Source organism: Azospirillum humicireducens (genome assembly GCF_001639105.2).
Classification (GTDB): domain Bacteria; phylum Pseudomonadota; class Alphaproteobacteria; order Azospirillales; family Azospirillaceae; genus Azospirillum; species Azospirillum humicireducens.
Genome location: NZ_CP015285.1, coordinates 870,493 through 883,485, shown reverse-complemented (window position 1 = coordinate 883,485; position 12,993 = coordinate 870,493). Strand labels below are relative to the sequence as shown.

The window sequence follows — 12,993 nt, the reverse complement described above, 5'->3', positions numbered from 1 at the left end:
TTCGACCTTGCGGTGACGGTCAGGCGCGGCGGCGGGTCTTCCTGCTGCGATTGGGCGGAACCGCGGCGGAGGCGGCGTCCTCCGGCATGGGCCGGATCTCGCGGTCGCCGCGCATGGGCAGGCCGAACTCCTCACCTTGATCGGCCAGCCCCGGCTGTTCGCCCTGGTTGGCGACGGCCAGAACCGGCTCAACCGGCTCGGTCCGCATTGCGGTTGCTTCCGGGCCGCCGACCGGGTTGGGCTTCAGCGTATCCCGGTAATTCTCCTGGATCGCAATCTCTTCGCTGGCCAGTTCCCAATTGGCATCGGCGCGCCCCTCCGGCCGGCCTTCACGTTCCCAAATCTCATGCGCGCGCTGACGGATTCGGCTTTCCAAGTCCTCGGCCATACGGGTCCTCTCCTTCACGGCTGGGGTTTCCCCTAATGAACCCCGCCACCACCCCGCCGGTTCCGGTCCCGTCATTGCGCTTGGGTTCCGCTCCCTTACCGGCCGGCCGGCACTCCACCGTTTCCGAATGGCAACGCCTGCCCGAAATCCGCCGGAATTGCCGCAATTCCGCTGCTTGTCGTTTGAATTAATACCAATGGGATGATATTGCACCGCGATCAACCGGCGGTCCCGCAAATTGTGGCTGGGCCAAGCGACGGGACCGATATGTTGCGCATCTTCTGGCCGAACGCCGTCTCCATCGCCTCCCCCGTCGGGGTCGCCGACGCCGTCCGCAGGCTTGGCGCCGCCTCGGCCGCCGGGCTCCGGACCGGCCGTTCCGCCGGTGGCCTTCTGAGCGCCGCGCTGCTGGCCTGCGTTCTCGGTCTTCCGGCCCTGCCCGTCGCCGCCGCACCCGACACCCGTCCCCAGCGCCCGCCCCCTGCCAAGGCGGAAGCGGAGAAGCCCAGCGCCGCGCCCGCGACGACGGAAGGCAAGCCGGCAACCGGGCCGGTCCTGCAACTCGGCATCTATTCCCGCGATGGCGACGCATGGTGGAGCTGGAAGAGCCTGCAGCAGCGCCAGCCCGCCTTGGCCGCGGACCTGACCGCAACCGTCATGCTGCTGGACGGCAAGAGCGAGGCGGGAGGCGTGGCGCTCTACGCCCAGTTGGCCAACGGAGCCGATCCCAAGGCGCTGTGCCGCCGCATCGTCGGTGCCGGTTTCGGTTGCCTCGTCGTCGACCGTCCGCCGGTCGCGGCAACGCCCGCCCAGGTAGAGCCCCTTCCGGCAGCGACCGCCAAGACCGCTCCGGCCAAGGCTGCACCCGACGCCAAGGCTCCCGTCACCGCCATGATCACCGCACCGGCAGGTGCGGCATCCGAACCGCCCAAGGCACCGACCGTCGCCATGGCGCAGCCAGCCGCGGCAGCCGTCCAGGCGACGCCGCAGCCCGGAGCCAAGGTGGAAGCGCCATCCGGAACGACGACCTCCGTCTTGGCGCCGATCGGTTCGGCCGCCGCAGCGCCGATGGCGCCGGCGCCGGCGTCCATCACTGCCGCCATCCCTCCCGCCGAAGGGCTGATCATCTACAACGAGGAAGACGCACGCACGATGGCGGACATCGAGCAGAACAGCCGCCGCAAGGGCCGGCTGCGCTCGGTGATGCCCGACTCCCGCTATGATGTGATGCCGGCAACGCTGAAGAAGGAAAACTGGAACCTCTGTGCCCTGACCTTCGATGATGGGCCGCACCGCACCGTCACGCGGCAGGTTCTGGACATCCTGAACCGGGAGGGGGTGCGGGCCACCTATTTTCCGGTCGGCCGCATTGCCGAACGCCAGGGCGAGCTGATCCGGGACTTCGTCGCCGGCGGGCACGAGATCGGCAACCACAGCCTGACCCACTCCGACCTGCGCAAGATGGACGCAACCGCCGCGCGGTACGAGATTGCCGAGACCAACCGCATCCTGCGGGAGTTCGGCGCCAACCCGGTGCTGTTCCGCCCGCCATACGGCCGCTATTCCGACGAGCTTCTGACCGTTGCGCGCGAGGAGCGCATGGGATCGGTCCTGTGGTCGGTCGATACGCGCGACTGGCAGGTGCGCAACGCCGACAAGATCGTCAGCCAGATCAAGCTGGGCGGCATGCCGGGCAACGTCTTCCTGATGCACTCGACCTATCCCAGCACCGCGCAGGCTCTCCCCCGCGTGATCGCGGAACTGCGGGGCAAGGGCTGCGAGTTCGTCACTCTGTCGGAGTGGCTGGATCGGGCCCGCAACCTGGCTCTGCCGAAGATCGTCAACGCCGGAATGCCGGTGCCGGCCACCGTTCCCCCGGCCGACCGTCAGTAAGGGAGCGGAAGCGTCCTATCGGGCGCCCTTACCGGGTGCTTTTCGCATCTTGCTGTTTGCGGTTCTGGGCATAGTGCCGGATTGCCCCCTCCACCTCCGGCGGCAGGAGCGCCCAGGTGGCTCCGAAGGTGGGGCCCTTCACCTCCACCACCGCGACGGTCGCGGCGAAGGTGAATTTGCCGGCCGGATCGTCGACACGCACCGAAACACGGGCATTCTGTCCGACGATCAACGATCCGTCGAAACCACGGGCGACGAACCCCTTGGGCGTCAGCGACACGATGGGAAAGCTCTTGCCGTCGCACTCCACGACGCTGACCGCCATGCGCCCGGCCGGCTTTGCCGGCTTCCGATCCTTGACCGTGACCTTCAGGAAGTCGAAAAGCCCCATCACACGCCCCCCAAAAGCCGCCCGGCACCGCCAGGGAACAGGCGGGATCCGCCCATATGCCACCCGACCGTCGCCCATGTCCGCGATTAAACGCAGGCAAGGTTCCGCGGGCAATCGATTCCTGGTCTTCGGGGTAATCCGTTCAGGCAAAACCCTGAGCGGATGGACGTTCAGCGGCGCAACTCACCTTGCATGTCCGCCCAGGCGCGATGCGCCCGCCTGACGGACAGCAGGGCAAAGGGCAGCAATGTGACGAGGACCACCGCCATTCCGGCCATGACCGACATCGCCCCCAACGGACCTGATGCGGGAAGACGCGCCGCCAAGCCGGCCAGCAGGTGCAGAATCAGCGCACCCAGAACCGATGTCGTCAGCAATGGACCGGCCAGGGAGGCCAGCAGGGTGACGGTTCCCATCCGCCGGGGCCGCCCGGCAGCCTCCCCGTCGCTGTTCGGCCAGTCGGACCGCATTGCGCTAGACCGAATTGCCGCAGATCGGATTGCCGCAGATCGGATTGCCGTGTACGGCATGCCGGCGACGCCTCGCACAACGCTCCGCATGGGCACCTCCGTTCTGGCTGTTCTTCCACCCGCCCGCTCGACACCGGACGGCCCCTCACTCAAGCGGACAAATCCGACCGGAATGGTCAGGGTACCGAATCACTCGAAGAAGGAACTATAGGGTGCTTTTTCCGGCTTGGCCAAAATCCAAACCGATTATCCCCTTGCGCATGGCCCACTGCCCTTGTCCGCCAAAAGGTGAGTCTCGAAGGTAGAGGTCCGGCGATTGGGCACGTCATAAGCCCTGGCCGCCGGCAGAGCCCGCGGTCTCCACAGAGGCTGTGGATAACTGTGTGGGCAAGCCGTGGGCAGCCCCGATTCGCCCTAGGTGATTCAAGGCCCCCATGGTGTTTGCCCAAAATTAAGGCAATCTCGTTAACATATTGATATGCAACAATAAACCTTCATTGTGAGCCCAAGAGGCTTGGGCAGCGTGTCAACCAAAATCTGTCACATTCCGCCCTGTACCTGGATTTCACACCCGGTTGTGCCCTGTTGACAACTGCTTCCAAGGGCATTGCACCATTGTTACGGGTGGAGCCACCTTCGTCCGCTGCCCTATGACCTTGGTCGAGGCGACGCTCCGCAACCGCTCTCGGCCTATCCGTCGGTCTTCACCCAGCAGCGCAGCACCTCAGCCACGCTCCAGGCCTGGGATATGCACCCACGCGGGGTGAAGGGCGGCTCGGCGTCGAAGATCTCACTGATGGTTCCGATGCCGCCCTCGTCCAAATGGGGAAGGAAGCCTTCCAACAGTTGGCGTGCGCTCTTCTTGTCCTGCGGGTGCAGCTTCAGCCACGCATCGACATAGGGGCCGATCAGCCAGCCCCAGACGGTGCCCTGGTGATAGGCGGCGTCGCGCGCCCGCAGGTCGCCGAAATACTTCGCCTTGTAGTCGCGGCAACCAGGCGCCAGCGACCGCAGCCCGACCGGCGTCAGCAGGCTCTTGCGCACCGTCTCCACCACCGGCTCCCACCGCTCGCGCTCCAGCACCGGATGGTCGAGCGAGACGGCGAAGATCTGGTTGGGACGGCAGGCGATGTCGTCGCCATGCTCGCCATCCACCACATCGAACAGGTGTCCTGCCGACGGACACCAGAACCGCGCATTGAAGGAGGCACGCGCCTGGTCGGCCAGGTCGTCCAGCGGGCGGGCGGCGGCTTCGCCGTCCTCCTCGCGCAGCCAGCCGGCCATCAGGCGGAGCGCGTTGTGCCACAGCGCGTTGATCTCCACCGCCTTGCCCCGGCGCGGCGTGACCACCCAGTCGTCCACCTTGGCGTCCATCCAGGTCAGCTGGTAGCCCTCCTGCCCCTGGCGCAGCAGTCCATCCTTGGGATCGACGCCGATGCCGAAGCGGGTGCCACGACGATGGAAATCGATCACCTCGCGCAGCTTGGGCAGCAGCAGGCGCAGCGTGTCGCGGTCGCCGGTGACGCCCAGATAGCGGTGCAGCGCGTGGAAGAACCACAGGGTGGCGTCGGCGGTGTGGTACAGCCCGCGGTCCTTGCCGTCGGGGAACATGTTGGGGATCAGTCCGTCGCGGATGTAATGACCGAAGGTGTGCAGGATCCACCCCGCCTCCATGTGTCGGCCGGTGGCCAGCGTCAGCCCTTCCAGCGCGATCATGGTGTCGCGGCCCCAGTCGGTGAACCAGTGGTAGCCGGCGATCACCGTCCGAACCTCTTCCCCCTCCGCCCGCGCCCGCATCTGATCGGCGACACGGCCGGCCGGCACGAACAGGAAGCTGTCGGCGGACAGCACCAGTTCCGCCATCGCACCGTGCCGCAGGCTGGGATGGGCGTTCTGGATGATGCGGCGGCGGCGTTCGGTCTCGAACCCCAGCACGTCGGTCGGCGGAAGGGCCTCCAGCCGCCACCACTCCTCGGTCGCGGCTGCGAAGGTGATGCTCTGTCCGGCCCCGACCTCGCCGCTGAAATAGCCGGGCGTCCACAGGGTTCCTCGGGCTTGGTAGCCGCGCTCTTCCTCGACCCGGTAATAGACCTCGCGCCGAACGCCGCCGTCGAGCGTCATCGGGAAATCGCCGCCCTCGATCGCCATGCGCAGAACCGGCAGGTCGGGACCGGCCGAGACCTCATAGCGCTGGCCCGCCGCGGCGATGCGATAGGCTCCGGCCAAGGGCTGGTCCACCGCCGATTCCAACCTGCGGAATGCCAGCACCGGCCGCAGCCGCAACTGGACCGGCGTCTTCGCCTCCAGCACGCGGTAGGTGACATGGACGATGTTCTGGCCATGCGGCAGAACGACCTGCTTCTCGATCACCGCGCCACCGGCCCGGAAACGCCAGACGGGAAGTCCCGCCTCCATGCGGAATTCCTGCAAGGCGGCGGTCTGCCCATCCTCCCGCGGGTCGCCGTTCGCCTCGCGGCTGCTCAGCCAGTATTCGTGCCCGTCGGCATCGACGACGACATCGCTCAGCTGACTCAACATCAGCACCCGGCCCAACGGAGCCGGCAGCGCCGCGATCAGAAGCCCGTGGTACCGCCTGGTCACCGCCCCTGATATGGCGCCCGAGGCATAGCCGCCGAGTCCGTTTGCGACGAGCCATTCCCGGGTTCCCGTACTGTCGGGACCGGTGGCCAGCACGTCGTGTGACAGGGTGCGAACGAAATCAACCATGGTTGGCCTACGATCTGCTTTCGGTTTCCGACCCTTTGGAAACCACGATGATGGGGGTCGTGTTGCCCCCGGTGCCGTCGCTTTTCGTCGGAAAGTCACCAGCCGGGCCCAACACCAGGGCGGCTTGTCCCGGCAACCGCCACGCGCCGCATGGCTGTTCGACCGGCGCCGTGCCGCAGCCGCCATAGAGCGGCTCCTCGCTCGACCACAAAACCGTCCAGGCGCCGTCCCGCGGCGGCGCGAGCAGCGGCTCCGCCAGAACCCTCAGGCTCAGGTCGCGCCCCAGATTGAGCAACAGAAGCCGGTCGTCGCCCTCCTCCTCGCCGAAGATGCGCAGGACGAAGGCCTCCTCCGCCAGAACGGCTCCGTCCAGGCCGCCGACACGCTGGGCGGCGAAGACATGATCCTGCCGGCGCAGGCGCAGAAGGTCGCGGTGCAGCGCCCAGACATGGGCATTCGTCTCCCGCTCCGCATGGTCCAACTTGCAACGGGTGAAGCTCTCCTCCGCTTGCGGCTTGGGCAGCCCGTTGCGCATCGGCGAGGAAGCGATGCTGGGAAACTGGGCCAGGAACTCCGCCCTGCCCGTTTCCACCAGACCGGCCAGTTCCGGCTTGTGGTCGGCAAAATAGAGGAAAGGCGTGCCGGCCGCGAACTCCTGCCCCTGAAACAGCATCGGCGTGCCGGGGCCCAGCAGCATGAGCGCCGTCATCGCACGCAGCCGGCCCGGCGAGGTGAGCGCGTGCAGGCGCAGCCCACGGGCGGAGTTGGCGATCTGGTCATGGTTCTGCAGGAAGGTGACAAAAGCCGACCGGGAAAGCCCGAATGCGGGCATACCGCGGCGCTTTCCCTGCCAACGATACCACTGCCCCTGGTAGAGGAAGCCGTACTTCATCGCCGACACCAATTCCTGCGGCGTGCCGCGATAATCGGTGTAGTAGGCCTCCCTCCGGCCGGTCAGCGCCACCATGGCCGAATGATGGAAATCGTCGTTCCAGAGGGCGCAGAGCCCGCAGCCTCCCTCGTCCGCCGGCTTCACCATGCTGGCATGCTGCGGCTCGTTCTCCCCCACCAGGATGGCGGCGCGGTCACCGGCGGCCTTGCGCACGGTGCGGGAGATCTCCGTCAGGATATGCGGTTCACCGCTGTCGAAGATCGATTGGGTCGCGTCCAGCCGCAGCCCGTCCAAGTGATATTCTTCGATCCAGAAGGCGGCGTTCGACAGGAAGAACTCCCGCACCGGTGCGGAATTGGGACCGTCGAAGTTGATCGACTCGCCCCACTCATTCTTGTAACGGTCGGTGAAATAGTCGTCGGCGAAGCATTTCAGGTAATTGCCGTCCGGACCGAAGTGGTTGTAGACGACGTCGAGGATGACGGCGAGCCCCAGCCGGTGCGCCTCGTCCACGAAGCGGCGCATGGCGTCGGGATCGCCATAGAGCCGGGTCGGCGCGAACAGGTTCACCCCGTCATAGCCCCAGCCGAAGCGGCCGGGAAACTCCGACACCGGCATCAGTTCCAGAACCGTGACGCCGAGGTCGGCCAGCGCCGGCAGTTCCCGCAACGCCGCATCCCACCTGCCTTCCGGTGTGAAGGTACCGATGTGCATCTCGTAGATCACCTGGCCCCCGATGGACCGGCCGCGCCACTCCCGGTCGGTCCAGGCGAAGCGGTGCGGATCGACCAGCTGCGAGGGACCATGCGGCCCGCCGGGCTGAAAGCGCGACATCGGGTCGGGATAGAGCGTCCCGCCGCCGTCCAGCCGGAACCGGTAGAGCCCGCCGGCCTCCAGCCCCGCCACGGTGCCGGAGAAATAGCCGTTCCCCTCGCCATCCAGCACGGTGGCCCGTCCGTCCGGCTCGACCACCAGTTCGACCCGCTTCGCGTTGGGTGCCCAGACCCGTGCGTGCGCACCGGTGGGCAGCAGTTCGACCCCGACGGGACAGCGGCGTTCGGCGGTTGCACCAGGCTGTTCGGCCGGTGGAACGGCGGCGGATAATGTCACAGCGGCTGGCCCCCGATGGCGTCAGGCGGACTTGCCCTACGGTCACGGTCAACAGGAGCGGGGCGGCGAGGTCACGCAGGCAGGCGGAAATATGTTTCTGAAGGTGGGAGGAGTGTCGGCCGTCGAATGCCCCCACCTATCCTCCCGCGCTCAAACCCGCTCGCCAAAGCTGCGCGCGGCGGCGTCGATCACCAGCGGGTGGGCCCGCAGCGCGGTCAGCGCCGCTTCCACCTTGTCGTTGCTGACTTCCAGCGTCACCAGCACGTCCATACGGTCGCCGCGTTCGGCATCGCGCTCCTCCCGCCCCGTCTGCACCACGGTGCCGAAGCGGTCACGCAGGATGCCGACGATCTCGGCCTCCACACCCCGGCCGCGCTCGGCGGGATAGACGTAGACCAGTTCCATCGCGCTCTCCCTTCTCTCCTCAGCCTTGCGGGGCGAAGACGACGCGCAGGCAGTCGCCGGTCTTCTCCTTGAACATGCGGTAGCCTTGCGGCCCTTCCTCCAGCGGCATCCGGTGAGTCAGCAGATATGACGGGTCCAGCTCGCCCTTGCGGATATGTTCGAACAGGCGCTCGGCATAGCGCTGGCCGTTCTGCTGGCCCATACGGAAGGTCAGGCCCTTGTTCATCGCCGCCCCCATCGGAAACCTGTCGATCAGCCCGCCATAGACACCGACGATCGACAGGGTGCCGCCCTTGCGGCAGCTCTCGATCATCTGGCGCAGCACCGCGGGCCGGTCGGTCTGCAACCCAACCGCCTGCCTGGCCCGGTCGTACAGATCCTCCACCGGATTGGACGCACTGTCGGCCTCCATCCCGACGGCGTCGATGCAGACATCCGGACCGCGCCCGCCGGTCATCGCCTGCAGCGCGTCGAAGATGTCGACGCGGCTGTAGTCCAGCGTCTCCGCCCCCGCCTTCATCTGGGCGGCGCGCAGCCGGTCGGGGAAGCGGTCGATGCCGATCACCCGCTCCGCCCCCAGCAGATAGGCGCTGCGGATCGCCATCTGGCCGACGCCGCCGCAGCCCCATACCGCCACCACATCGCCCGGCTCGATGCCGGCCATGTCGGCGGCCATGTAGCCGGTCGGCACCGCATCGGACACGAACAGCGCCTTCTCGTCGCTCACCCCATCCGGAACGCGGACGGCGTTGAAGTCGGCGTAGGGAACCCGAACATACTCGGCATGGCTGCCGGCATAGCCGCCGAAGGCGTGGCTGTAGCCGAAGATGCCGGCGCCGCAATGGCCATAGGCGGTGCGGGCATAGTCCGGGTTGGGGTTGGAGTTGTCGCACAGCGAGCTTTCGCCATGCCGGCAATGGCCGCAATGGCCGCAGCCGATCACCGAAATGGTGATGACCCGGTCGCCGCGGTTGAGATAGCGGACCTCCGGCCCCTTCTCGACGATCTCGCCCAGGAATTCGTGGCCAATGATGTCGCCGGGCCGCATGGTGGGCACATAGCCGTCGATCAGATGCAGATCGGATCCGCAGACCGACGACAGCGCCACCCTAACGATCACGTCATGCGGATTGACCAGCACCGGGTCGGGCACGCGCTCCACCCGCAGGTCGTTGGTTCCGTTCCAGCAGAGCGCCTTCATTCCATCGCCTCCCGGAAGGTGCCGTTGCCCGCTCCATTCCCACTCCCGCTTCCGCGGGGCTGGCGGTCGATGGTGGCCAGCTCGCCCGTCTCGACCCGCTGCTTCAGCCGGCGCAGAGCCTCCTCGGCCTGGGCTTCCGGAGTGACGCCGAGACGCGCGGCGACCTCCGTGGCCGGAATGCGATAGACCAGCGTCAGCCGCACCTCCGTCCCACGGTCGCCCGGCGCCGGGGTCAGCATCAGCGAGGCTCGGTGCGGCAGCGCCGTCTCACCCACCGTATGCCAGGTCAGCAGCCGGTCCTCGTCGACGCGGTCGAGCACGCAACGCCAGTTCACCGCTTCACTGCCCGGCTTCCCGCCGGATATGGCGATCCATCGGCTTTCGGTGGCAGACAGCACGTCGACCCGCTCCAACTGTGGCATCAGCTTCGGCAGGTTGGCGAAATTGCGCCAGAAGCGGAACACCGTTCCCGGTTCGGATGCGATGGTCACGACCGCCTGGGTGCGTTCCGGCGTCAGCGACCGGCGGCGCGATGCCAAATCATGACTGCGCCAGCCGCCGGGATCGGGAGCAGCGCGCAAGGCCCGGCCGCCAAAGGGCCGCAGGCCCAGGGCGCCGGCAGCGAACAGGCCGGCCCCGCCAAGCGCCAGCATCGCCCCGCCCCATCCCGACCGCCTGAGTCCCAGCACGCCAAGCGCGGTGCCGCCCGCCATCGCCAGCCAGCGGCCTCCGGTCGCGGTATCGGCCGACCCGATCAGGCCGAAGCCCGACCGCAGGGAGTCCGACTGTGGCCAACGCCCCTGACCGGTCAAACTGTTCGACGCCATCGCCGCTCCTTTCCCGTCTGTGCAACACCTATGGATGGAGAACAGCCGGGTTGCGGCTTCGTTGCCTCAGGACATGACCCGCACGGCGCATGACCGGCTGCCTGGCAACCCTGCGGCGTCCCCGCTGTTACCATCGGCAGCAAAGATCCGAAGGGAAGATGGCCGTACCGCCTTTGGAAGCCAGGATGGGCATCGCCGGGGGCAAAGGGTTCCGGACGGCAGTGCTGGAAACCGACCGCGGCCGGCTGGAAGCTCGCTATTACCCGTTACCGGACGGGGCTCTCGTGGTGCTGTGGGTCGGCGGGGTGGTCGGCGGCTTCGACACGCCGGCGCGCGGGCTCTACCCGCGGCTGGCCGCCAACCTGACAGCCGACCTGACAGCCGACGGCATCGCGTCGTCGCGGTTCCACGATCCGCAAGACCTCGATCAGGCCGTCTACGAGTGCGGTGCTGGCTGAGCTTTCTCGGCCGCCAAGGCATCCACCATGAGGCGCTGGCCGGCCATTCCTTCGGCAGCGCCGTTCTCATCCAGGCAACGGCCCCGCAATGTTCGAGGCCTCGGCAGCGGTCTGCCGCGAGGTGCGCGACTGGTTGAAGCCGCAGTTGCTGGACCGGTAAGAAGCACCCGAGACGCTTGCGCCCCTCAGCTTTCCTTCGGCTTGTGCGTATCGCTGACCGGCTGCACGCTTGCCGGCTGCTCCTGCTGCTGCGGCTGGGGTTGCTGCTGTTGCTGGTGGTCGGGCGGCGGCTCGCGGCGCGGCGGGCCGGCCTTGACGTCCTGGTAGACGGCCTTGGCGATCTCCAGCAGCTCCTCCTTCGACAGGCGGCCGGCCAGCGCATAGGCGAGTTGCCCTTCCACCCAGTAGAAGGTGGCGACGTCGCCGTTCTGGGTGAAGCTGAAGCTGGACTGGTTGCCGCTCTGGGGAGCGCCGACGAACAGGGTGATCCGCTTGTTGGCGTCGTTGGCGTACATGTACTGCGCACCGGCGCCCATGTCGGTCGGCAGCGACCGGCCGCCGATCAGCCGATAGCCGACGCGGCCCAGATCCGGACCGAACACGTCGCGGCCGACCCGCTTGGACAGCCAGCCATTCAGCTCGTCCTGGTTGTCGGCGCCGAGTTCCACCTGGAAACGTTCGTCCGACGTGTAGAAACGGTGCGCCTGGGTGGCTTCCTGGGCGAAGGTGGCGAGCGTCTGGCGCTGCTGGGCGACGGGAGCGCCGGCCTGCTGTTCGGCGCCGCGGCCCAACCAGCCGCCGGCCGCACCGGCCACCAGCAGCATCACCGCGGCGGCGAACCGGACCAGCGGGCGGGCGTGCCAGGCCGGGCGGTTGTCGTTGAAGGCGATGCGTCCCTTCAGCCTGTCGGACAGTTCCTGAACCGTATCGCTCGGCGGCTCGCGCAGGACGGTGTCGAACATCTCGTGCAGAAGCGTCGCCTGGGCGCGGTAATCCTCCGCCCGGCGGGCCGCGTCGGGATCCTCGGCCAGCCATCGCTCGACCGCCAGACGGCGGCTGCCGTCCAGCTGTCCGTCCACGTAGGCGTGGAGTTCGTCCTCGGTAACCCGCCCTATGCCTTGATGCGCGCTCATCACTTCACCCGCCGGAGGGTGACGCCACCCTCGTTCGCCAGTTTCGCCCGCACCGCCTCGCGCGCCCGTGACAGGCGCGACATGACGGTCCCGATCGGCACGCCGAGCATGTCGGCGACCTCGTCGTATTTCAGGCCCTCCAGCGCCACCAGAAGCAGCACCTTGCGCTGTTCCTCCGGCAACTCGTCGACCGCGCGCATCATCTCGCGCAATTCGACACGTTCTTCCTGCCGGGCCGGGCTGACCAGCTTCGATTCGACGTCGTCGACGTCGACCTCCTGCGGCCGGGCGGCCTTGGAACGGACCTGATTGACGTGGACGTTGTGCAGGATGGTGAACAGCCACGCCCGCAGGTTCGTCCCCGCCTGAAAGCTGTCGGCGCGCGCCACCGCGCGCGTCAGCGCCTCCTGCACCAGATCCTCCGCATCGGCGCTGTTGCGCATCAGCGCACGCGCATAGCGCCGCAAGGACGCGATGTGGACTTCCAGATCGACCCCGAATTTGCTCAACCGCGCACCCGATCCTTACCGATCACGCCACGGCTCACGCCATGACTTCCCCCCTCCTCCCGAAAGGATGGACGGGACGACACGGCGCCGCAACTCCAGGGCCGGGCCGGCCCGTTCGACCCTGCAGCCGAAGGGAAGACCCGATGCATATGGGTGCGAACGCGCGCCGCGCATCCTTTATTCCAGACTTTGTGAGGCTTGCAGCAAAATTTGTGCGGGACGGCCACGCTTGTGCCGAAAAGGCTTCAACCGGGCATGTCGATAACCGCTGGAGATAGCGATACAGCCATCGTCGCCTTGCCGCGGGGAGCGGTTGGTTGGTGGGCCCGGCCGGATTCGAACCGACGACAACACCGTTATGAGCGGCGGCAAAATACCCGGACAGCGGCGGAAACGCTAGGGTTTTGCTGAACCGGATTCAATCCGGCTGCAAGCGCTTCTGCGCCCTTCAGGGTGGTTGCGTGCCGGTTGCGTGCCGCGGTTTTCTCCAGCCAGACGCACTGAGGCGGTGTAGTGGGCAGCCCTCCCGGCGGGTTAGCCGGATCATTCATGTTTCTGGGGGATTGCCTTGATGACACGCCGTTGGATA

General features: G+C 67.3%; 12 protein-coding genes. 2 read left to right on the top strand and 10 right to left on the bottom strand.

Annotated features, from left to right (window positions below):
* Window positions 1–19: 19 nt before the first annotated feature.
* On the bottom strand, window positions 20–388 hold the full coding sequence (locus A6A40_RS04060) for a DUF2934 domain-containing protein (protein ID WP_063634226.1): 369 nt from the start codon (window positions 386–388) through the stop codon (window positions 20–22).
* A 267-nt stretch (window positions 389–655) separates the two neighbouring features.
* Between A6A40_RS04060 and A6A40_RS04055 the strand changes: the two genes are divergently transcribed.
* Window positions 656–2,281, top strand: coding sequence for a polysaccharide deacetylase family protein (locus A6A40_RS04055; protein ID WP_063634225.1), 1,626 nt, complete (start codon window positions 656–658; stop codon window positions 2,279–2,281).
* Between the two features lie 28 nt (window positions 2,282–2,309).
* Here the strand turns inward: A6A40_RS04055 and A6A40_RS04050 are convergent, their stop codons facing one another.
* The 7 genes from A6A40_RS04050 to A6A40_RS04020 all read right to left on the bottom strand — a co-directional run bounded on the left by A6A40_RS04050 (window position 2,310) and on the right by A6A40_RS04020 (window position 10,304).
* A complete protein-coding gene (locus tag A6A40_RS04050) occupies window positions 2,310–2,672 on the bottom strand; it encodes a hypothetical protein (protein ID WP_063634224.1) in 363 nt (120 codons plus the stop codon).
* A 170-nt stretch (window positions 2,673–2,842) separates the two neighbouring features.
* On the bottom strand, window positions 2,843–3,088 hold the full coding sequence (locus tag A6A40_RS04045; RefSeq protein ID WP_108546629.1) for a hypothetical protein: 246 nt from the start codon (window positions 3,086–3,088) through the stop codon (window positions 2,843–2,845).
* A gap of 744 nt (window positions 3,089–3,832) precedes the next feature.
* Window positions 3,833–5,869 carry an amylo-alpha-1,6-glucosidase gene (locus tag A6A40_RS04040; RefSeq protein ID WP_063634222.1) on the bottom strand — a complete coding sequence of 679 codons (2,037 nt, stop codon included), beginning with the start codon at window positions 5,867–5,869 and terminating at the stop codon, window positions 3,833–3,835.
* Window positions 5,870–5,876: 7 nt separating this feature from the next.
* Window positions 5,877–7,871, bottom strand: a complete 1,995-nt coding sequence (treZ, locus tag A6A40_RS04035) for a malto-oligosyltrehalose trehalohydrolase (RefSeq protein ID WP_236783726.1) — start codon at window positions 7,869–7,871, stop codon at window positions 5,877–5,879.
* Between the two features lie 150 nt (window positions 7,872–8,021).
* On the bottom strand, window positions 8,022–8,276 hold the full coding sequence (locus A6A40_RS04030; RefSeq protein ID WP_063634221.1) for a hypothetical protein: 255 nt from the start codon (window positions 8,274–8,276) through the stop codon (window positions 8,022–8,024).
* A gap of 19 nt (window positions 8,277–8,295) precedes the next feature.
* Entirely contained in the window at window positions 8,296–9,477 is a 1,182-nt protein-coding gene (locus A6A40_RS04025) for a zinc-dependent alcohol dehydrogenase (protein WP_063634220.1), read from the bottom strand.
* Window positions 9,474–10,304, bottom strand: coding sequence for an SRPBCC family protein (locus tag A6A40_RS04020; RefSeq protein WP_063634219.1), 831 nt, complete (start codon window positions 10,302–10,304; stop codon window positions 9,474–9,476). Before A6A40_RS04020 ends, A6A40_RS04025 begins: the two co-directional genes overlap by 4 nt.
* A gap of 185 nt (window positions 10,305–10,489) precedes the next feature.
* Between A6A40_RS04020 and A6A40_RS31215 the strand changes: the two genes are divergently transcribed.
* Window positions 10,490–10,762: a hypothetical protein gene (locus tag A6A40_RS31215; protein ID WP_063634218.1), complete on the top strand. Its 273-nt coding sequence runs from the start codon at window positions 10,490–10,492 to the stop codon at window positions 10,760–10,762.
* Window positions 10,763–10,947: 185 nt separating this feature from the next.
* On the opposite strand, the gene A6A40_RS04010 is transcribed toward A6A40_RS31215, so the two are convergent.
* The gene (locus tag A6A40_RS04010) at window positions 10,948–11,895 is read right to left on the bottom strand and encodes an anti-sigma factor family protein (RefSeq protein ID WP_063634217.1); all 948 of its coding nucleotides are present in this window, start codon (window positions 11,893–11,895) and stop codon (window positions 10,948–10,950) included.
* Window positions 11,895–12,404, bottom strand: coding sequence for a sigma-70 family RNA polymerase sigma factor (locus A6A40_RS04005; protein WP_063634216.1), 510 nt, complete (start codon window positions 12,402–12,404; stop codon window positions 11,895–11,897). Before A6A40_RS04005 ends, A6A40_RS04010 begins: the two co-directional genes overlap by 1 nt.
* Window positions 12,405–12,993 lie beyond the last annotated feature (589 nt).

Bases quoted from the DNA above. Each gene is read 5' to 3' on its own strand.
- A6A40_RS04040 (WP_063634222.1), bottom strand. From the start codon at position 5,869: ATGGTTGATTTCGTTCGCACCCTGTCACACGACGTGCTGGCCACCGGT.
- A6A40_RS04050 (WP_063634224.1), bottom strand. From the start codon at position 2,672: ATGGGGCTTTTCGACTTCCTGAAGGTCACGGTCAAGGATCGGAAGCCG.
- A6A40_RS04030 (WP_063634221.1), bottom strand. From the start codon at position 8,276: ATGGAACTGGTCTACGTCTATCCCGCCGAGCGCGGCCGGGGTGTGGAG.
- A6A40_RS31215 (WP_063634218.1), top strand. From the start codon at position 10,490: ATGGGCATCGCCGGGGGCAAAGGGTTCCGGACGGCAGTGCTGGAAACC.
- A6A40_RS04010 (WP_063634217.1), bottom strand. From the start codon at position 11,895: ATGAGCGCGCATCAAGGCATAGGGCGGGTTACCGAGGACGAACTCCAC.
- A6A40_RS04060 (WP_063634226.1), bottom strand. From the start codon at position 388: ATGGCCGAGGACTTGGAAAGCCGAATCCGTCAGCGCGCGCATGAGATT.
- A6A40_RS04055 (WP_063634225.1), top strand. From the start codon at position 656: ATGTTGCGCATCTTCTGGCCGAACGCCGTCTCCATCGCCTCCCCCGTC.
- A6A40_RS04025 (WP_063634220.1), bottom strand. From the start codon at position 9,477: ATGAAGGCGCTCTGCTGGAACGGAACCAACGACCTGCGGGTGGAGCGC.
- A6A40_RS04020 (WP_063634219.1), bottom strand. From the start codon at position 10,304: ATGGCGTCGAACAGTTTGACCGGTCAGGGGCGTTGGCCACAGTCGGAC.
- A6A40_RS04045 (WP_108546629.1), bottom strand. From the start codon at position 3,088: ATGGGAACCGTCACCCTGCTGGCCTCCCTGGCCGGTCCATTGCTGACG.